22 protein-coding genes and 1 pseudogene are annotated in these 20093 nt (G+C 44.7%); 17 read left to right on the top strand and 6 right to left on the bottom strand.

Annotated features, from left to right (window positions below; genetic code table 11):
• Positions 1-50: 50 nt before the first annotated feature.
• A complete protein-coding gene (gene thrR, locus NST79_RS14455) occupies positions 51-494 on the top strand; it encodes a transcriptional regulator ThrR (RefSeq protein WP_003222630.1) in 444 nt (147 codons plus the stop codon).
• Between the two features lie 16 nt (positions 495-510).
• A complete protein-coding gene (gene pheA, locus NST79_RS14450; protein WP_014477545.1) occupies positions 511-1368 on the top strand; it encodes a prephenate dehydratase in 858 nt (285 codons plus the stop codon).
• A 23-nt stretch (positions 1369-1391) separates the two neighbouring features.
• Here pheA and NST79_RS14445 read toward each other — a convergent pair whose 3' ends face one another.
• The gene (locus NST79_RS14445) at positions 1392-1934 is read right to left on the bottom strand and encodes a transcription repressor NadR (protein ID WP_004398582.1); all 543 of its coding nucleotides are present in this window, start codon (positions 1932-1934) and stop codon (positions 1392-1394) included.
• Complete coding sequence (gene nifS / locus NST79_RS14440; protein ID WP_212058947.1) at positions 1894-3081, bottom strand: IscS subfamily cysteine desulfurase; 1188 nt, start codon at positions 3079-3081, stop codon at positions 1894-1896. Before nifS ends, NST79_RS14445 begins: the two co-directional genes overlap by 41 nt.
• A gap of 102 nt (positions 3082-3183) precedes the next feature.
• Here nifS and nadB point away from each other — a divergent pair, with 102 nt between their 5' ends.
• From nadB to NST79_RS14410, 6 genes are all read left to right on the top strand, one after another.
• Positions 3184-4779 carry an L-aspartate oxidase gene (gene nadB / locus NST79_RS14435; RefSeq protein ID WP_038829630.1) on the top strand — a complete coding sequence of 532 codons (1596 nt, stop codon included), beginning with the start codon at positions 3184-3186 and terminating at the stop codon, positions 4777-4779.
• Entirely contained in the window at positions 4733-5602 is an 870-nt protein-coding gene (gene nadC / locus NST79_RS14430; protein ID WP_038829631.1) for a carboxylating nicotinate-nucleotide diphosphorylase, read from the top strand. The genes nadB and nadC overlap by 47 nt, the downstream gene beginning before the upstream one ends.
• Positions 5589-6695 (top strand): quinolinate synthase NadA, encoded by a 1107-nt coding sequence (nadA, locus tag NST79_RS14425; protein ID WP_101502146.1) that lies wholly within the window; start codon positions 5589-5591, stop codon positions 6693-6695. The genes nadC and nadA overlap by 14 nt, the downstream gene beginning before the upstream one ends.
• A 116-nt stretch (positions 6696-6811) precedes the next feature.
• Positions 6812-7975 carry a spore coat assembly protein SafA gene (safA, locus tag NST79_RS14420; RefSeq protein ID WP_015251553.1) on the top strand — a complete coding sequence of 388 codons (1164 nt, stop codon included), beginning with the start codon at positions 6812-6814 and terminating at the stop codon, positions 7973-7975.
• A gap of 147 nt (positions 7976-8122) precedes the next feature.
• On the top strand, positions 8123-8719 hold the full coding sequence (gene sgpA / locus NST79_RS14415; RefSeq protein WP_015714450.1) for a spore germination protein SgpA: 597 nt from the start codon (positions 8123-8125) through the stop codon (positions 8717-8719).
• Between the two features lie 102 nt (positions 8720-8821).
• Positions 8822-9544 carry a YebC/PmpR family DNA-binding transcriptional regulator gene (locus NST79_RS14410; protein ID WP_212058959.1) on the top strand — a complete coding sequence of 241 codons (723 nt, stop codon included), beginning with the start codon at positions 8822-8824 and terminating at the stop codon, positions 9542-9544.
• 40 nt (positions 9545-9584) lie between these two features.
• On the opposite strand, the pseudogene NST79_RS14405 reads toward NST79_RS14410, so the two are convergent.
• The 3 genes and pseudogenes from NST79_RS14405 to NST79_RS14395 all read right to left on the bottom strand — a co-directional run bounded on the left by NST79_RS14405 (position 9585) and on the right by NST79_RS14395 (position 11674).
• Positions 9585-11037: pseudogene (locus NST79_RS14405) on the bottom strand (alanine/glycine:cation symporter family protein).
• 163 nt (positions 11038-11200) lie between these two features.
• Positions 11201-11341, bottom strand: a complete 141-nt coding sequence (locus NST79_RS14400) for a hypothetical protein (RefSeq protein ID WP_004398683.1) — start codon at positions 11339-11341, stop codon at positions 11201-11203.
• 6 nt (positions 11342-11347) lie between these two features.
• Positions 11348-11674 (bottom strand): DUF5412 family protein, encoded by a 327-nt coding sequence (locus tag NST79_RS14395; RefSeq protein WP_179191255.1) that lies wholly within the window; start codon positions 11672-11674, stop codon positions 11348-11350.
• A gap of 203 nt (positions 11675-11877) precedes the next feature.
• Between NST79_RS14395 and NST79_RS14390 the strand changes: the two genes are divergently transcribed.
• Entirely contained in the window at positions 11878-12000 is a 123-nt protein-coding gene (locus NST79_RS14390; RefSeq protein WP_003229707.1) for a hypothetical protein, read from the top strand.
• Between the two features lie 45 nt (positions 12001-12045).
• Here NST79_RS14390 and NST79_RS14385 read toward each other — a convergent pair whose 3' ends face one another.
• Positions 12046-12693 (bottom strand): phosphotransferase, encoded by a 648-nt coding sequence (locus NST79_RS14385; RefSeq protein WP_021480227.1) that lies wholly within the window; start codon positions 12691-12693, stop codon positions 12046-12048.
• Between the two features lie 237 nt (positions 12694-12930).
• Between NST79_RS14385 and iolG the strand changes: the two genes are divergently transcribed.
• The 8 genes from iolG (at position 12931) to tgt (ending at position 20076) form a co-directional block, all read left to right on the top strand.
• Positions 12931-13956: an inositol 2-dehydrogenase gene (gene iolG / locus NST79_RS14380; RefSeq protein WP_032726305.1), complete on the top strand. Its 1026-nt coding sequence runs from the start codon at positions 12931-12933 to the stop codon at positions 13954-13956.
• Positions 13957-14026: 70 nt separating this feature from the next.
• Entirely contained in the window at positions 14027-15334 is a 1308-nt protein-coding gene (locus NST79_RS14375; protein WP_003246197.1) for an MFS transporter, read from the top strand.
• A 47-nt stretch (positions 15335-15381) separates the two neighbouring features.
• Positions 15382-15894 carry a sporulation cell-cell signaling protein BofC gene (bofC, locus tag NST79_RS14370; protein ID WP_003229715.1) on the top strand — a complete coding sequence of 171 codons (513 nt, stop codon included), beginning with the start codon at positions 15382-15384 and terminating at the stop codon, positions 15892-15894.
• A gap of 138 nt (positions 15895-16032) precedes the next feature.
• On the top strand, positions 16033-16638 hold the full coding sequence (ruvA, locus tag NST79_RS14365) for a Holliday junction branch migration protein RuvA (RefSeq protein ID WP_003229717.1): 606 nt from the start codon (positions 16033-16035) through the stop codon (positions 16636-16638).
• Positions 16639-16648: 10 nt separating this feature from the next.
• Positions 16649-17653, top strand: a complete 1005-nt coding sequence (gene ruvB, locus NST79_RS14360) for a Holliday junction branch migration DNA helicase RuvB (protein WP_003229718.1) — start codon at positions 16649-16651, stop codon at positions 17651-17653.
• The gene (locus tag NST79_RS14355; RefSeq protein ID WP_003222669.1) at positions 17646-17846 is read left to right on the top strand and encodes a DUF2905 domain-containing protein; all 201 of its coding nucleotides are present in this window, start codon (positions 17646-17648) and stop codon (positions 17844-17846) included. The genes ruvB and NST79_RS14355 overlap by 8 nt, the downstream gene beginning before the upstream one ends.
• A 29-nt stretch (positions 17847-17875) precedes the next feature.
• Positions 17876-18904 carry a tRNA preQ1(34) S-adenosylmethionine ribosyltransferase-isomerase QueA gene (gene queA, locus NST79_RS14350; protein WP_003229723.1) on the top strand — a complete coding sequence of 343 codons (1029 nt, stop codon included), beginning with the start codon at positions 17876-17878 and terminating at the stop codon, positions 18902-18904.
• A gap of 26 nt (positions 18905-18930) precedes the next feature.
• Entirely contained in the window at positions 18931-20076 is a 1146-nt protein-coding gene (gene tgt / locus NST79_RS14345) for a tRNA guanosine(34) transglycosylase Tgt (RefSeq protein WP_003229725.1), read from the top strand.
• Positions 20077-20093 lie beyond the last annotated feature (17 nt).

Genomic DNA, 20093 nt, shown 5'->3' with positions numbered 1-20093 from the left:
CTGAAAAGAGAGCCTGGTGCCAGGCTCTCTATTTTAAAGGGGGGATGCAAATGAAAGAGGAGACATTTTATCTTGTCCGTGAAGATGTATTGCCCGATGCAATGAGAAAAACATTAGAAGTCAAAAAGCTGCTTGATCGAAAAAAAGCAGATTCAGTAGCAGATGCCGTTCAAAAGGTCGATTTAAGCAGAAGTGCGTTTTATAAATACAGGGATGCTGTTTTTCCATTCTACACCATGGTAAAAGAACAAATTATCACACTTTTCTTTCATTTGGAGGATAGGTCAGGTGCGTTATCTCAGCTTCTTCAGGCGGTAGCTGATTCTGGAAGCAACGTTCTTTCCATTCACCAGACCATTCCGCTTCAAGGCAGAGCAAATGTGACACTGTCTATCAGTACGTCGGCAATGGAAGAAGACATTCATACATTAATGAATAAGCTCAGGAAGTTTGATTTTGTAGAAAAGGTTGAAATATTAGGTTCAGGTGCATAAGGGAGAGAAAATCGTCATGAAAGTCGGTTATTTAGGTCCAGCAGCTACATTTACACATCTAGCAGTCAGTTCTTGTTTTCAAAACGGCGCCGAACATGTTGCTTACCGCACCATTCCGGAGTGTATAGATGCAGCCGTTGCAGGCGAAGTTGATTTTGCTTTTGTTCCTTTGGAAAATGCATTAGAAGGATCTGTTAATCTAACAATAGACTATTTAATACATGAACAGCCCTTGCCAATCGTGGGTGAAATGACGTTGCCGATTCATCAGCACTTGCTCGTCCATCCCTCTAGAGAGAATGCATGGAAAGAGCTCGACAAAATTTACTCACATTCACACGCGATTGCGCAATGCCATAAATTTCTTCATCGACATTTTCCTTCCGTTCCATATGAATACGCCAATTCTACCGGGGCGGCAGCAAAGTTTGTCAGTGACCATCCCGAGCTGAATATCGGGGTCATTGCCAATGATATGGCAGCTTCTACATACGAATTAAAAATCGTGAAACGGGATATACAGGATTATAGGGACAATCATACAAGATTTGTTATCCTGTCTCCTGATGAAAACATATCTTTTGAAGTGAATTCAAAATTGAGTTCTAGGCCCAAAACGACCTTAATGGTCATGCTGCCGCAGGATGATCAGTCCGGGGCGCTGCATAGAGTGCTGTCTGCATTTTCTTGGAGAAATTTAAACTTGTCAAAAATTGAGTCACGTCCGACTAAAACCGGATTAGGCCATTATTTCTTTATTATTGATATTGAAAAAGCGTTTGATGATGTATTGATTCCAGGGGCCATGCAGGAGCTTGAAGCGCTCGGCTGCAAAGTGAAGCTCCTGGGTGCATACCAGTCTTACCAATTATAAAAAAGCCCTCTAGAGGGCTTTTTTTAGTCTTTAATTAAAATGCCGGCTTCTTCGAGGGCTTGGCAAGCTTGATCGATGCGATGTTCATCAGGTGCTGTCAGTGTATGCAGGTGCACGCCGTCGGTCAGCTGTGATAAGTAGGCAGCATTCGTAGAATTGATTTTTTTAATGAAATGGCTAACTTCCTTCCGGGTGCCTACTTGGATGGCTGCAGTTAAATCTCCGTATACGGGATGCTCGATTTTTACGTCTTTTACTGTAACGCCTTCGTCGACGATGAGCTGCAGTTCCTCTTCTGTCCGTTCAGGACCGTGCAGACATGCTATGATTCTTTCTGCCTGCTGGTGCTGCTGAGCGGCTGCATCCATGTATACATATCCTTGGCTTGTGGCGATAATCGGTACATTTTTCGCTTTCAAGAGCGATATATCCTGTACAATAACCTGTCTTGAGACGTTCGCTTTTTTTGCGAGTTCTCCTCCTGTCAGCGGTGATTTAGATTCCTTCAGCCACAGAAGAAGCTGGTCACGCCTGTTGGCGCCCATTAGCTTTAATTCTTCGGTCAATATCAAATTCTCCTTTCTTTTGTTCCCAAAGCACTGTAAACGTATGTAATAACTGTTCCAGCTGTTCAGCTGTTGTATGCCTGCCAAAAGAGATGCGGATAAATTGCAGAGCTTCTTGTTCGGTTTTTCTTAATGCTTTCATTGTTTCAGACGGACCGTGGTAACCTGCAGAACAAGCGCTGCCGGTTGAAATGCAAATATTACTCCGATTACATTCTAACATAACATATTGTCCTTCAAATGAGTGAAAAAAACACCCTATAATATGCGGAAGACATTCTGCTTGCGAAGTGTCTGCCGCAAGGGTTACAGGGAGAGACCGAATACGGATTTGGTCTAGAAAGTATGTTCTTAATGCCTCATTGCGGGATATCTGTTTTTCCATTTCGCTTACGATCAATTCTGCAGCGGCGGTGAAGGCACCGATCCCGGGAACATTTACGGTGCCGGCTCTGAATCCGTATTCGTGAGTAGTCAGAGGATAAACGGGTTTCCAAGGGACATCCGGACGGATATAGACCGCCCCTACTCCTTTAGGACCGTAGATTTTATGGCTGGACATTGAGAGTGCATCTACTCCCAGATTTTTTGTATTGATCAGGATCTTTCCAAACGTTTGAACAGCGTCGCAATGAAGAAGAATGCCCTTATTGTGCAGGTATGAAGACAGGCGGTGAATGGGCTGAATGATCCCGGTTTCAGAATTTGCATGCTGAATAGATACAAGGCCTGTTTCCGGCCGGATATGGGCTAGTAATATTTCCTCGGTAATAAGCCCGTATTCATTCGGTTCAATGACTGTTACATCATATCCCTGCTGTTCCAAAAAAGCAGCGCAATTATGAATGGACTGATGCTCCATGGCAGTCGTAATAAAATGTCTTTTCGTTTTTGGCAGGCCGTTTAGCAATGATTGAATGGCCAGAAAATTGGATTCAGTGCCGCCGCTTGTAAAATAGATGCCGCTTGCTTCTCCGCCAATGATGTTGGCGATTTTTTCACGGCAGTACTCCAGTATGTGCTTTGCTTTTCCTCCTGCATCATGCAGGCTGCTGGCATTTCCGTACATATCCATACTAAGCTTCTGATATACAGTAAGGGCTTCCTCACAAATAGGCGTTGTCGCTGCATAATCTAAATAAATCATCCGGTCTTCCTCCATCCGTTCTCCATAAAAAACTCTTGAGTTTATTTTATCCTTGTGTAAATATAGGTGTCAAGACAGGTGTAAACAACAGGAGGATGGCATATGTCTAAAAAGACGATTGCAGTCATCGGTTCAGGGGCGGCGGCACTTTCCTTAGCTGCAGCTTTCCCGTCCTCATACGAAGTGACTGTTATCACAAAAAAAAGCGTCAAAAACAGCAATTCTGTCTATGCACAAGGTGGGATTGCTGCGGCCTATGCAAAAGATGACTCGATTGAAGCCCATCTGGAGGATACGTTATACGCAGGGTGCGGCCATAATAATCTAGCTATTGCAGCAGACATTTTACATGATGGAAAAATGATGGTTCAAAGCCTATTGGAGCGTGGATTTCCATTCGACCGCAATGAACGAGGCGGTGTTTGTCTTGGAAGAGAAGGGGCCCACTCATACTACCGCATATTTCATGCAGGCGGAGACGCAACAGGCAGGCTGCTTATCGATTATTTGCTCAAACGGATCAACAGCAAAATCAAGTTAATCGAGAATGAAATGGCAGCAGATTTGCTTATAGAGGACGGACGATGTATCGGCGTCATGACAAAAGACAGCAAAGGGCGGCTCAAGGTAAGGCACGCAGACGAAGTTGTGCTGGCTGCCGGCGGCTGTGGAAACCTGTTTCTTCACCATACGAATGATCCTACTGTCACAGGTGACGGTCTTTCTCTGGCTTACCGGGCCGGGGCGGAATTAACGGATTTGGAGTTTACTCAATTTCACCCGACACTGCTTGTGAAAAATGGTGTTTCCTACGGGCTTGTTTCAGAAGCTGTCAGAGGGGAAGGCGGATGTTTAGTAGACGAAAACGGCCGCAGGATTATGGCTGAACGGCATCCTTTAGGTGACCTGGCTCCAAGAGATATTGTCTCACGGGTTATTCACGAAGAAATGGCAAAAGGAAATCGCGTTTATATAGACTTCAGTGCGATTTCTGATTTTGAAACGCGTTTCCCTACCATCACCGCTATTTGTGAAAAAGCAGGGGTTGATATCCAAAGCGGAAAAATTCCTGTTGCTCCGGGAATGCATTTCTTAATGGGAGGTGTTTCAGTTAATCGCTGGGGAGAAACGACAGTGCCGGGACTTTATGCGATTGGCGAGACAGCATGCTCCGGTTTACATGGAGCAAACCGGCTTGCAAGCAATTCTTTATTGGAAGCGCTGGTATTTGGAAAAAGGGCAGCAGAGCATATTATCCAAAAACCGGTTTATAACAGGCAATATCAATCAGGGCTAGAAACCAGTGTCGTCTACGAGGTGCCGGATATAGAGGTGTATGAACTGCAAAGCAAAATGACAAGCCACATGTCTATTTTGCGGGAACAAAGCAGTTTGATTGAGCTTAGCATCTGGCTTCATACGCTGCCTTTTCAGGAAGTAAATGTGAAGGATATCACAATTCGGCAGATGGAACTTTCTCATCTATGGCAAACTGCAAAGCTGATGACGTTTTCTGCGCTTTTGCGGGAGGAAAGCAGAGGGGCTCACTTCCGCACCGATTTTCCTCATGCTGAGGTGAGCTGGCAAGGAAGACAAATTGTCCATACAAAAAAAGGAACGAAGATCAGAAAAAACGAGGGGATTTGGAACAATGAATCATTTACAGCTGAAAAAATTACTGAATCACTTTTTTCTTGAGGATATTGGGACAGGGGATCTTACATCGCAGTCTATTTTTGGAGAACAGAGCTGTGAAGCGGAGATTGTTGCAAAGTCAGAGGGTATTTTTGCAGGAGCAGCGATCATAAAAGAAGGCTTTTCGTTATTGGACGAAAATGTTCAAATCATTTTACACAAAAAAGATGGGGACATGTTGCATAAAGGTGAAGTGATTGCCGAGTTACACGGTCCCGCAGCTGCGCTCCTTTCAGGAGAGCGGGTCGTATTAAATCTTATTCAGAGGCTGTCAGGAATTGCGACAATGACAAGAGAGGCTGTTCGGTGTCTGGATGATGAACAGATTAAAATTTGTGACACGAGAAAAACAACACCGGGGCTCAGAATGCTGGAGAAATATGCTGTCAGAGCCGGGGGCGGGTATAATCATCGATTCGGTTTGTATGACGGCATCATGATTAAAGATAATCATATCGCAGCATGCGGCTCTATTTTAGAGGCGTGCAAAAAAGCCCGTCAGGCCGCGGGGCACATGGTAAATATCGAGGTGGAAATTGAAACGGAGGAACAGCTGCGGGAAGCAATTGCAGCTGGAGCGGGTGTTATTATGTTTGACAACTGTCCGCCTGATACGGTCCGTCATTTTGCAAAGCTCACACCGGATCATATAAAAACTGAAGCCTCCGGCGGGATTACGTTAGAATCTTTGCCTGCTTTTAAAGGGACGGGTGTGAATTATATTTCATTAGGATTTCTGACTCATTCCGTCAAAAGTTTAGATATCAGCATGGATGTTAGGTTATCAAATGAATCTGTGGAGGAATGCCGTTATGTCAATTCTTGATGTGATCAAACAATCGAATGATATGATGCCCGAAAGTTATAAAGAACTATCGAGAAAGGATATGGAAACGCGCGTTGCCGCCATTAAAAAAAAGTTCGGCAGCAGGCTCTTTATACCAGGCCATCATTATCAAAAGGATGAAGTGATACAATTTGCTGACCAAACAGGCGACTCCCTGCAATTGGCCCAAGTAGCGGAAAAAAACAAAGAAGCGGATTATATCGTATTTTGCGGCGTTCACTTTATGGCAGAAACCGCCGATATGCTGACAAGCGAGCGGCAAACGGTCGTCCTTCCAGATATGAGAGCTGGATGTTCTATGGCTGACATGGCTGACATGCAGCAGACCAATAGGGCATGGAAGAAGCTTCAGCATATATTTGGAGATACGATCATACCTTTAACTTATGTGAACTCCACTGCGGAGATCAAGGCATTCGTCGGAAAGCATGGCGGAGCAACTGTGACTTCTTCGAATGCGAAAAAAGTGCTTGAATGGGCGTTTACACAGAAAAAAAGAATTTTATTTTTGCCTGATCAGCATTTAGGGAGAAATACGGCTTATGATCTGGGCATTGCGCTTGAAGATATGGCTGTGTGGGATCCGATGAAAGATGAATTAGTAGCTGAATCCGGGCATACGAATGTGAAAGTGATTTTGTGGAAAGGGCATTGCTCTGTTCACGAGAAATTCACCACTAAAAATATCCATGATATGAGAGAGCGAGACCCCGACATTCAGATCATTGTGCACCCGGAATGTTCACACGAAGTCGTGACACTAAGCGATGATAACGGATCAACGAAATATATTATCGACACAATCAACCAGGCTCCGGCGGGAAGCAAGTGGGCAATCGGGACAGAAATGAATCTTGTTCAGCGGATCATTCACGAGCATCCAGATAAACAAATCGAATCACTCAACCCTGACATGTGCCCTTGCCTGACAATGAACCGAATTGATTTGCCGCATTTGTTGTGGTCGCTGGAACAAATTGAAAAAGGAGAACCTTCAGGCGTCATCAAGGTGCCAAAAGCCATTCAGGAAGATGCACTCCTTGCCCTGAATCGAATGCTTTCGATCACGTAGATCAGAAATATTTTCCCTTCCTTTACTCATAACTTCTTTTGTTCAGGCATATGTTGTGAAGAAACATATTGTAATCACAGCTGAACTGTTCACGTTTTGCATAGGAGGGGAAAACGTTGAAAATCCATATCGTTCAAAAAGGCGATTCGCTCTGGAAAATAGCTGAAAAGTACGGAGTCGATGTTGAGGAAGTGAAAAAACTCAATACACAGCTTAGCAATCCAGACTTAATCATGCCTGGAATGAAAATAAAAGTGCCGTCAGAAGGAGTCCCGGTCAGAAAAGAGCCAAAAGCGGGCAAAAGTCCTGCGGCCGGGAGTGTGAAGCAAGAACATCCATATGCGAAAGAGAAGCCTAAATCCGTTGTCGATGTAGAAGACACAAAGCCGAAAGAAAAGAAGTCCATGCCGTATGTCCCGCCGATGCCTAATTTGCAGGAAAATGTGTACCCTGAAGCTGATGTGAACGATTATTATGATATGAAACAGCTTTTCCAGCCTTGGTCGCCTCCTAAACCGGAGGAGCCAAAAAAACATCATGACGGAAATATGGATCATATGTATCATATGCAAGACCAATTTCCACAACAGGAGGCTATGAGTAATATGGAAAATGCTAATTATCCGAATATGCCTAATATGCCAAAGGCGCCAGAGGTAGGCGGTGTAGAAGAGGAAAACGTTCATCACACAGTTCCGAATATGCCGATGCCGGCTGTTCAGCCTTATTATCATTATCCGGCTCATTTCGTACCGTGTCCGGTGCCTGTTTCGCCAATTCTTCCAGGATCAGGATTATGCTATCCGTACTATCCGGCACAGGCTTTTCCAATGCATCCGATGCATGGATACCAGCCAGGCTTTGTATCGCCTCAGTATGACCCGGGTTATGAAAACCAGCATCATGAAAACACCCATCACGGACATTACGGTTCATACGGTGCGCCGCAATACGCATCTCCGGCTTATGGATCTCCGTATGGACATATGCCGTATGGCCCTTATTACGGCACTCCCCAAGTAATGGGAGCATACCAGCCTGCTGCGGCTCATGGTTACATGCCATACAAAGATCATGACGACTGCGGCTGTGACGGTGATCATCAGCCATATTTCTCTGCGCCTGGCCATTCGGGAATGGGGGCTTATGGAAGCCCTAATATGCCATATGGCACAGCTAACCCAAATCCAAACCCATATTCGGCAGGAGTTTCTATGCCAATGACGAATCAGCCTTCTGTAAACCAAATGTTTGGCCGGCCGGAAGAAGAAAATGAGTGATCGTTCGGAACGATGTAAATCGTTCCTTTTTTTGTTTTCAAGCAGATCACTGCCAAATGGAGAGAACTGACACGCTTAACATGCCCCCCATACGCACATGATAAAAGCGAGCAAACATGCTCAATTCGTCCACGGGGGGTTTTTCCATTGGGTAAAAAAATGACGATCGCTAGCTTGATTCTAATGACAGCCGGCTTAACAGCATGCGGAGCAAACGATAATGCTATGAATGATACGCGCAATAACGGCAATACCCGTCCAATCGGATATTATACAAATGAAAATGACGCCGATAGACAGGGAGACGGAATCGACCACGATGGTCCTGTTTCTGAATTAATGGAGGATCAGAACGACGGTAACCGAAACACCACGAATGTAAATAACCGTGACCGTGTTACTGCTGACGATCGTGTTCCTTTGGCAACTGACGGAACATATAACAACACGAATAACCGAAACATGAATCGGAATGCAGCGAACAACGGGTATGACAACCAAGAAAACAGAAGACTGGCTGCAAAAATTGCCAACCGTGTGAAACAAGTGAAAAACATCAATGACACACAAGTTATGGTATCGGATGACCGAGTAGTTATCGCAGTCAAAAGCCACAGAGAGTTCACAAAGTCTGACAGAGATAATGTCGTAAAAGCAGCGCGCAACTATGCAAATGGCCGTGACGTTCAAGTATCAACAGATAAAGGGCTGTTCAGAAAACTTCATAAAATGAACAACCGCTAGGAAGGAAGGGCTGCCGGAAGTGATATTCGGCAGCCTTTTTCTTTGCATCAGCGAACAATTCCCATTAAAGTGTACATAGAAAATGTAAAAGAAGGTGAAAACATGGCAGGCCATTCCAAGTGGAAAAACATTCAAAAAAGAAAAAATGCACAGGATGCAAAGCGCGGCAAAATATTTATGAAGCTGGCAAAAGAAATCTATGTGGCAGTGAAAGAAGGCGGAGCGGATCCAGAAGCAAATTCAGCATTGCGTCTTGTTATCGAAAAAGCAAAAGGCGCCAATATGCCGAATGAAAATATAGATCGGGCCATTAAAAAAGCTGCGGGAGGCCAAGATGGAAGCAGTTATGAAGAAATCACCTATGAAGGCTACGGCCCTTCAGGGATTGCCGTGATGGTTGAATGCGTAACAGATAATAAAAACCGAACGGCGTCAAATGTGCGGACAGCCTTTAATAAAAATGGCGGAAGTCTGGGAGAAAGCGGATGTGTAGCCTTTTTATTTGAACGGAAGGGGTTCATTACGATAGACCGCACTGAACGGCAAATAGAAGAAGATGAGCTCATGCTTGATGTGCTTGAAGCAGGAGGAGAAGAGCTGCGAATTAAAGAAGACCTATATGAGGTTTTCACAGAGCCTGAGCATTTTGAAGAGGTGAAAACAGCCCTCGAATCGAAATATCCAATTTCTTCGGCGGAGGTGACCATGCTTCCCAATACCTATGCAGATGCCGATGATCAGGCTGTTGAGAAGCTGGAAACATTAATAGACGTCCTTGAAGATGACGATGATGTTCAAGAAGTGTATATAAACTATCGTTCATAAAAAACCGGCACGAGGTCATATCGGGCCGGTTTTAGTATGTTCAGGAGACACGTTCACTTTCATGAGTGTATTCTTTCTCCCAGAAATCAGCGTTTTTGATACCCAGCGCTTTTGGATCAAAGACCGGGTCTAAGCCCTGCTTTTTTTGGCGCTCATAATCCTTTAAAGCAAGAAGCGCCGGTTTGGCCAGCAGCACAATGGCAATGACGTTCAGCCATACCATAATGCCAAGCCCTGCATCCCCTAATGCCCAAGCAAGCGAAGCTGTTTTCACAGTACCATAGAATGTGGCGGCTAAAATAATCAGTTTTAAGCCAAGCATCGCCCATTTGCTTTCTCTGCCTCGTGCTAAATAGGCGATATTTGTTTCTGCGATGTAGTAATACGCCATAATTGTTGTAAAAGCGAAGAAGAATAAAGCGATGGCAACAAAGCCTGCACCGAATCCGGGAAGAACACTGTCAATTGCCGCTTGTGTGAAACCAGGTCCTGCTTCTACGCCTTTAAGCTGGTGAACGATAAAGGAACCATCTGCAGCCTGGGTATTGTACATGCCGGTAAACAAGATCATGAAAGCTGTAGCGGAACATACAAACAAGGTGTCAATATAAACAGAAAATGCCTGAACCAGTCCCTGCTTGACCGGATGAGAAACTTCTGCAGCAGCTGCCGGATGCGGGCCTGTTCCCTGGCCGGCTTCGTTTGAGTAAATGCCACGTTTAACGCCCCAGGAAATCGCCATGCCGATCAAGCCGCCAAAAGCGGAATCCAATGCAAAGGCGCTTTTGAATATTAATGAGCACAGCAGGTAATTCAGACACATTCATGACAATAATAATCAAAGACAGCAGGATATATCCAATGGCCATAAATGGAACAATCATTTGCGCCGCACTGGCAATTCGTTTGACGCCGCCAAAAATAATAAACCCTAATAATAAAACCAGACCGCACCCTGTGACGAAAGGAGAGATGCCGAATGCATTTTGGATCCCAGCCGCAATGGAGTTGGACTGTACGCCTGGCATTAGAAAGGCCATTGCAATAAGGGCAGCAGCGGCAAATAAGACGGCAAACCACTTAATGCCTAAGCCTTTTTCTATATAATAAGCAGGGCCGCCCCGATATTGACCGTCTTGTTTTACTTTGTAAATTTGAGCAAGTGTTGATTCTACAAAGGCACTCGCCGCCCCGATAAAGGCAATCGCCCACATCCAGAACACCGCACCGGGTCCGCCGAATGCAATTGCTGTCGCCACTCCCGCGATGTTTCCTGTGCCCACACGGCCGGACAGCGCAATCGATAACGCTTGGAAAGATGAAACGCCGGCTTCAGAGCTCTTGCCTTTGAACATCTGAACAATCATTTCTTTTAAATGTCGGACTTGTAAAAAACGGGTCATAATTGAAAAGGCGAATCCAATTCCCAATAAAATATAAATGACGGGCGTACTCCATAAGACCGCATTCAAACTAGCAACAAAATCTGCCATCAAGATTCCCCCTCACTTCAAATTCGAATACATGTATAAAAAGGATTTTGGTCTAATCGAACTATTTCTACAATCGATTTGTCACATTATATGACCTGTAATTATCAATAAGAAGAGGAAGGGAAAAAGAAAAAACGCGGCGTATCGACTACGCTGCGTTTTTCTACAGAGGCAAACTTATGGCAATTGTTATAAAATCCTTCAGCAACAAATAGCCTAGTTCAGTCAAACCGTATATAAAGGATAAAGCAATCACAAAATGATTGAAATGCTTTTCATCATTTGTTCCGTTCATCTTATTCATGTTTCATCACCTCACTGACGCCTGCGGCGGTTCTTCACGGATCCAATGATCATCTTTTCGCCAATCATACGTTTCATCAGTATCAAGATGTAAAGTCTGATTGCCGATTTTCACTGTATTGTGATTGACCCACGTCACTGCTGGGCGGCTGTCCGGGTAATTCCAGTAGATTGTTCTCTTGACAAGTGTTTTTTCATTTACAAGTTCACCTCTGGCTGCATCTAAGCTCAAGGTGTTTTCGGATACATAAGTGTTTAACGTATAGCTGCCGTCCGGCGATTCAACCGATTGGACGAGATTGCCTTTCGGAACGTTTTTTAGTGAAAATAACATCCAATAGATGGCGCCGCCGAAGAAGACCAGCAGGGCAAACATAATAAACGGGATGTTGCTGCGTGTCTTAATGTGACTCTCTCCCTTTTTTCTCTCATTTTACTATATATCGGATTCATATGATCTTTACATTTCTTTAAAATTACCTTAATAAAGCAATGATAAGATGAAATAAAGCCAATAAAGGGTGAGGGGAGACAGAAATGGAAAAAACGTATTGTCATTCCGGCGAGAAGGACCCAGAAGCGGTCTACTTAACTGTGAGAGGCTATCGAATTAAGCTGTCGCCTGAACAAATGAAACTGATTTCTGCCGTCAGAAAGTAAAAAATACATGATAAAGGCAGCCGCTTGTGCGGCTGCCTTTTTGATTTAAGAATATTTTCTTTTCCGCTGTGCGAAATGCTTTTGAAACCAATCTTTCTTATATAAAAATGCGATGGTCTCCAGCCAAAAACCCGGAATCTTTTTGGGGAATATCGGTTTTTTGTAGAGTGCATGATATGCGGATTTTAAGTCGTCCCACTGCGTGCATGTTTTTGTCTGCTCAAATCTCGCAACATCAATCACCCGCACCGCCCCGGTTTCTGTCAATATCAGATTCCGCAAATGAATATCTGACGGGTTCAGTCCGGCTGCCCGGGCGTCAGAAAGCGCTTCTTCAACCTGCTGAATCATGTCATCACTGATTGCAATGCCTTTCTTCAGACAGTTATAAAAGGTTTCACCTTTAATATATTCCATGAGAATAAATGAATCGCCAGTTTCGTAAATGTCAGGATAGAATGCGGACCCGGCTAATTTTTCATAGATCGCTGCTTCTTTGACTGCTGTCGCTTGATATTCCGGAAAAAATACTTTCAGCGCCATTTTTCGACCGCCTTCTGTTAAGGCAAACACATAGGCGCTTCTTCCCTTGCCGATTAGTGTTAATTCCTCGGATTTCTCTTTGACTTTATCAAATCTGCTGTTCTTGCGGTATATGACGGAATGGGCCAGTGCCTCTGCTTTTGTCAGCATTTCATTCACCTTCTTTGCTCTATTTTATGCAGCTGTTTATAGGAAAATCATAAACTGTTCAGGAAAAAGAGCCTAATTCTAGTGTATCTGGTCTTGAAGAAGAAGGCTACTTATAAGCATGAATTGTGATAAAAGTGACATAGAACTTTTAATTTCCATTCTTGAAAAGCGCTTACAAATGGGATAGTATTAATTTTAAATAAAGCGCTTTCGTGAATGATCAAGGGGGAAGAAGCTATGACAAAACAGATTGTGACAGGGATTATCGGTGCAGGCCGCATCGGCAAACTTCATGTTCAAAATATAAGCCGGATTCCTCACATGAAAATAAAAGCAGTCTCTGACATTCAGGCAAGCCGTATAAAAAGCTGGGCCGACAGTCATCAGATTGAATACATAACCTCTGATTATCGTGATTTATTACATGATCCTGATATTGATGCTATTTTTATTTGCTCTCCTACAGCCGTACATGCACAGATGATCAAAGAAGCAGCCGAGGCGAAAAAGCATATATTTTGTGAGAAGCCCGTTAGTTTCTCTCTGGACGAAACGAGTGAAGCGCTTGCGGCTGTCCGGAAACACGGTGTAACACTTCAAGTCGGATTTAACCGCCGCTTTGATCCTCATTTTAAGAAAATCAAAACGATTGTTGAAAATGGTGAAATTGGTACACCTCATTTATTAAAAATCACGTCCCGGGACCCAGAACCCCCGAATATAGATTATGTCCGTACGTCAGGCGGATTGTTTATGGATATGTCGATCCATGATTTTGATATGGCCAGATATATTATGGGAAGTGAAGTGACGGAAGTGTATGCCAAAGGGGCGGCTTTGGTGAATCCTTCTTTTGCGGAGCTGGGTGATATTGATACAGCTGTTATTACACTGACTTTTGAAAACGGTGCCATGGCTGTGATTGATAACAGCCGCCAAGCTGTGTACGGATATGACCAGCGGGTTGAGGTTTTCGGGACGAAAGGCTCTGCAGCGGCTGACAATAGCAGGCCGACAACGGTTGAGGTGTCAACAGCTGATTTTGTGATGAAGGATAAACCGCATTTCTTTTTCCTTGAACGCTATAAGGATTCATATGAGGAGGAGATTCTCCGTTTTGCAGAAGCGATCGGCACAAACCAGGAGACTCCCTGCACCGGCAATGACGGTTTACAGGCCGGAAGGATCGCCAGAGCAGCACAGCAATCGCTTGCTTTTGGCATGCCTGTCAGCATTGAGCACACTGAAAAAATCGCTTTTTAATCTAACAGGATTACAATTCAGCAAGCTTGGGTATATACTCCATTGATACTTTAAGTAGGCGGTGGAGAAAATGAATACAGTACATGCTAAAGGAAATGTTTTGAACAAAATCGGAATTCCTTCTCACATGGTTTGGGGTTATATTGGCGTTGTCATCTTTATGGTTGGAGACGGCCTCGAACAAGGCTGGCTGTCTCCTTTTCTCGTTGATCATGGTCTCAGTATGCAGCAATCCGCATCGTTATTTACCATGTACGGCATTGCTGTCACCATCTCAGCTTGGCTTTCAGGAACGTTTGTCCAAACTTGGGGGCCGAGAAAAACGATGACTGTCGGATTGCTTGCATTTATCCTCGGTTCGGCCGCTTTTATCGGCTGGGCGATTCCTCATATGTATTATCCGGCTCTCTTGGGCAGCTATGCTCTTAGAGGCTTGGGATATCCGCTGTTTGCATACTCTTTTCTCGTATGGGTGTCATACAGCACCTCTCAAAATATTCTCGGCAAAGCCGTCGGCTGGTTTTGGTTTATGTTTACGTGCGGCCTTAACGTGCTGGGCCCGTTCTATTCCAGCTATGCAGTTCCGGCCTTTGGAGAAATCAATACGCTTTGGAGCGCTTTACTGTTTGTGGCGGCAGGCGGAATTCTTGCCTTATTTTTTAACAAAGATAAATTTACTCCGATACAAAAACAAGATCAGCCGAAATGGAAAGAACTGTCGAAGGCATTTACGATTATGTTTGAAAACCCTAAGGTAGGCATCGGCGGAGTGGTCAAGACGATTAATGCGATAGGACAATTTGGATTTGCCATCTTTCTTCCTACTTATTTAGCACGATACGGGTATTCGGTTTCGGAATGGCTGCAAATATGGGGGACGCTGTTTTTTGTGAATATTGTGTTTAATATCATTTTCGGTGCAGTCGGAGATAAACTTGGCTGGCGCAATACGGTCATGTGGTTTGGCGGTGTCGGATGCGGTATTTTTACGCTGGCGCTGTATTACACGCCTCAGCTGATCGGGCATCAGTATTGGGTGCTCATGATTATCGCCTGCTGCTACGGCGCGGCTTTAGCAGGGTACGTTCCATTAAGCGCGCTTTTGCCGACGCTTGCACCTGATAATAAAGGTGCTGCCATGTCAGTGTTGAATTTGGGATCTGGTTTATGTGCGTTTATCGCGCCGGGCATCGTGAGTCTTTTCATTGGGCCGCTCGGTGCAGGCGGCGTGATTTGGATCTTTGCGGCATTGTATTTTTTCAGTGCCTTTCTGACGCGATTCTTGACAATTTCTGAGCAAAGCACAGATGTGTATACGGAGGAACGGTTTGTCAGGGAAAATGTGCAGACAAATTTTGATAAAACGGTTAAGCAGTAGCCTCTTTGGTCAAACTAATCATAAACGTGTGCAAAGAGGTGTAGAGGGTGAAACGATTCAGCACGGCGTATCTTTTGCTGGGCATTCTTTGCTCAGCGGCAGTATTTTTAATAGGAGCTCCTTCCCGCGCACTTGGCGCGGAAGTGGAGCACTATGAGCCGCTGCAGGTGCATGTGCAGCTTGAAAAGGTGTATTTGGACGGCGATGTCAGCATTGAGCATAAGCATGAAAAAGTGTTTTCTATGGATGATTTTTGGGCAGCTTATGCCGGATGGACGCTTGTGGAACAAAAAAAGGGATATGTGCTCTTCCGGAAGCAAATGGACGATATTTCTCCGCTCAGCAAGGTCAACGGGTATATCGGTGTATCGGATAATGGAGTGATTTCTACTTTTCATGGGCGGCCTGAGCCAGCTTCCGAACCAATTCAGTCTTTTTTTCAAATTGATTTAGAAAGGCTGGAAAGCCATATGCAAAAAAATCTGCTGAAAGGCATTCCATTTCGGACAAAAGCGGAGTTTGAGGATGTCATCGAACATATGAAGACATACAGCGGGTAACGTCCGCTGATTGAAGACATGTATTCATGTCTTTTTTTTCGTGAAAGAATGAGAGAGAAGCGAACATATGTTAACTTTTCTATAAGACTTTGGCTGTTTTTATGGTACAATGAAGAACAGTCAAAGAGGTGAATTTGCGTGATTGAATTTGTTAAAGGGACGATTGATTATGTATCTCCCCAATATATTGTCATAGAGAACGGCGGCATCGGCTATCAGATTTTCACGCCGAATCCGTTTATATATAAGGAGAGAAGCCAGGAAACGATTTTTACATACCATCATATCAGAGAGGATGCTTTTTCGCTTTACGGTTTTTCAACAAGAGAGGAGAAGGCGCTCTTTACAAAGCTGTTAAACGTGACCGGAATTGGCCCGAAAGGAGCACTTGCCATCTTGGGCTCGGGTGATCCCGGAGCGGTCATCCAAGCAATTGAAAATGAAGATGAAGCTTTTTTGGTCAAGTTTCCTGGAGTAGGAAAGAAAACCGCACGCCAGATTATTCTAGATTTAAAAGGAAAGCTGGCAGATGTTGTGCCTGAAATGATTGAAAATCTGTTTAATCATGAAGAAAGGCTTGAAAAGCAAACAGCGGAAACGGCTCTTGAAGAAGCACTTGAAGCCCTCAGGGTTCTCGGATATGCTGAAAAAGAAATCAAAAAGGTGCTTCCTCACCTTAAAGAAGAAATTGGGCTGACAACAGACCAATATGTGAAAAAAGCATTACAAAAACTATTAAAGTAAGGTGATGTTCATGGATGAACGGCTCGTCTCAAGTGAAGCAGACAACCATGAATCAGTGATAGAGCAAAGCCTGAGGCCGCAAAATCTGGCACAGTATATCGGGCAGCATAAGGTAAAAGAAAATTTGCGCGTGTTTATAGATGCGGCGAAAATGAGACAGGAGACGCTGGATCATGTTCTTCTGTACGGGCCGCCCGGACTCGGAAAAACAACGCTTGCTTCGATTGTTGCTAATGAAATGGGAGTGGAATTGCGGACGACCTCAGGGCCTGCGATTGAAAGGCCTGGTGATTTGGCTGCTATATTAACGGCGCTGGAACCGGGAGATGTATTATTTATTGATGAAATACATAGGCTGCACAGATCGATCGAAGAGGTGCTTTATCCTGCAATGGAAGACTTTTGCCTGGACATTGTGATTGGCAAAGGCCCATCTGCCCGCTCGGTTCGGCTCGACCTTCCGCCTTTTACGCTGGTGGGAGCCACGACGAGGGTGGGGCTTTTGACGGCTCCTTTAAGAGACAGATTCGGCGTCATGTCTCGCCTTGAGTACTATACACAAGAAGAACTGGCGGATATTGTCACAAGAACCGCTGATGTATTCGAGGTTGAGATTGATAAACCGTCGGCTCTTGAAATTGCAAGAAGATCGAGAGGGACGCCCCGCGTGGCGAACCGCCTGCTGAGAAGGGTGCGCGATTTCGCCCAAGTGCTGGGTGACAGCAGGATTACGGAAGACATTTCTCAGAATGCGCTGGAGCGGCTTCAGGTTGACCGCCTCGGTTTGGATCATATTGATCATAAGCTGCTGATGGGCATGATCGAAAAATTCAACGGCGGCCCAGTAGGCCTTGATACGATTTCAGCTACCATCGGGGAGGAATCGCATACGATTGAAGACGTATATGAACCATATCTGCTGCAAATTGGATTTATACAAAGAACGCCGCGTGGAAGGATCGTGACACCGGCCGTTTATCATCATTTCCAAATGGAGGCTCCCCGATATGACTGAATTTCCTAAGATCATCATGATTCTTGGTGCTGTTTTGCTTATTATCGGAGCAGTTTTGCATTTTGTCGGCAAGATGCCGGGAGATATTTTTGTAAAAAAAGGAAATGTCACGTTTTTCTTCCCGGTTGTCACTTGTATTATTATAAGTGTGGTATTATCAATTTTGCTTAATCTTTTTGGCAGAATGAAATAACAAAAGACTAGAATAAAGGTGAAATCATCATGAAAGTCGATTTATTTGATTTTGAACTACCAGAACGTTTAATTGCACAAGTACCGTTGGAGCAGCGTGATGCTTCAAGGCTGATGGTGCTCGATAAACATACAGGAGAGCTTACTGACAGCTCGTTTAAACACATTATCAGCTTCTTTAACGAAGGCGATTGTCTAGTCCTGAACAATACCCGGGTACTGCCTGCGCGGTTATTCGGCACAAAAGAGGATACCGGCGCGAAAGTGGAACTTCTTTTGCTGAAACAGGAAACCGGTGATAAATGGGAAACACTTGCCAAACCGGCGAAACGGGTGAAAAAAGGAACTGTTGTCACATTTGGAGACGGAAGATTGAAGGCAATCTGCACGGAAGAGCTTGAGCACGGCGGCAGAAAGATGGAATTTCAATATGACGGTATTTTCTACGAGGTGCTTGAATCCCTTGGAGAGATGCCGCTCCCTCCATATATCAAAGAACAGCTTGATGACAAAGAGCGCTACCAGACAGTGTATTCAAAAGAAATCGGCTCTGCTGCTGCGCCTACAGCTGGCCTTCACTTCACGGAAGAAATCTTACAGCAGCTGAAAGACAAAGGCGTGCAAATTGAGTTCATCACACTGCACGTAGGCCTTGGAACGTTTCGCCCTGTGAGTGCCGATGAAGTGGAAGAGCATAATATGCATGCAGAGTTTTATCAAATGTCAGAAGAAACGGCTGCAGCCTTAAACAAAGTAAGAGAAAATGGCGGTCGGATCATTTCTGTCGGCACGACCTCGACACGCACGCTTGAGACGATTGCCGGGGAACATGACGGGCAATTTAAAGCATCAAGCGGCTGGACATCTATTTTTATTTATCCGGGCTATGAATTTAAAGCCATTGACGGAATGATTACAAACTTCCATTTGCCGAAATCGTCATTGATTATGCTGGTCAGCGCGCTTGCTGGAAGAGAAAACATTCTGCGTGCCTATAACCATGCAGTGGAAGAGGAATACCGTTTCTTCAGCTTCGGAGACGCGATGCTGATTATATAATTTGAGAACAGGAGGCCTCATCAAAAGTGGCTGAACAACCAATACGCTATGAATTTATAAAAGAATGCAAACAAACAGGAGCGCGGCTGGGCAAAGTGCATACGCCTCACGGCTCCTTCGAAACGCCGGTTTTTATGCCGGTCGGCACACTGGCGACAGTCAAAACAATGTCGCCTGAAGAGCTGAAAGCAATGGATGCAGGCATCATTTTGAGCAACACTTATCATCTATGGCTTCGTCCGGGCCAAGACATTGTCAAAGAAGCGGGCGGGCTCCATAAATTTATGAACTGGGACCGCGCAATTTTAACAGATTCAGGCGGTTTTCAGGTCTTTTCTTTAAGCAAGTTTCGTAATATAGAGGAAGAGGGTGTCCATTTCCGCAATCATCTAAATGGAGACAAGCTGTTTTTATCTCCGGAAAAAGCGATGGAGATCCAAAACGCACTCGGCTCTGATATTATGATGGCGTTTGACGAATGCCCGCCATACCCGGCGGAGTACGACTACATGAAGAGGTCAGTTGAACGGACAAGCCGTTGGGCGGAACGCTGCCTGAATGCCCACAATCGTCAGGATGAACAAGGGCTGTTTGGTATTGTACAAGGCGGAGAATATGAAGATCTGCGGACACAAAGTGCGAAGGACTTGATTTCGCTTGATTTTCCGGGATATGCTATAGGCGGATTGTCTGTAGGTGAACCGAAGGATGTCATGAACCGTGTACTCGAATTCACAACACCGCTCTTGCCGAAGGATAAACCGAGATATCTGATGGGAGTAGGTTCTCCGGACGCACTGATCGACGGAGCGATCCGCGGGGTCGATATGTTTGACTGTGTGCTGCCTACACGGATTGCAAGAAACGGCACAGTGTTTACTGCTGAAGGACGACTCAATATGAAAAATGCGAAATTTGAAAGAGACTTCCGTCCGATTGATGAAGAGTGTGATTGCTATACATGTAAAAACTACACTCGCGCGTACATTAGGCACTTGATTCGCTGTAATGAAACATTCGGCCTTCGATTAACAACTTACCATAACCTTCATTTTCTGTTACACTTAATGGAGCAGGTAAGACAGGCTATTCGCGAGGATCGTCTGGGTGATTTCAGAGAAGAGTTCTTTGAGCGTTACGGCTATAACAAGCCAAATGCGAAAAGCTTCTAAATAAACATAACAGGCTT

Origin of the sequence: Bacillus sp. PS196, from assembly GCF_037963555.1 — a bacterium.
Taxonomy (GTDB): Bacteria; Bacillota; Bacilli; order Bacillales; family Bacillaceae; genus Bacillus; species Bacillus subtilis.
Note: the sequence above shows the minus strand (reverse complement) of the source record. Positions and strands in the feature narration are given on the sequence as shown.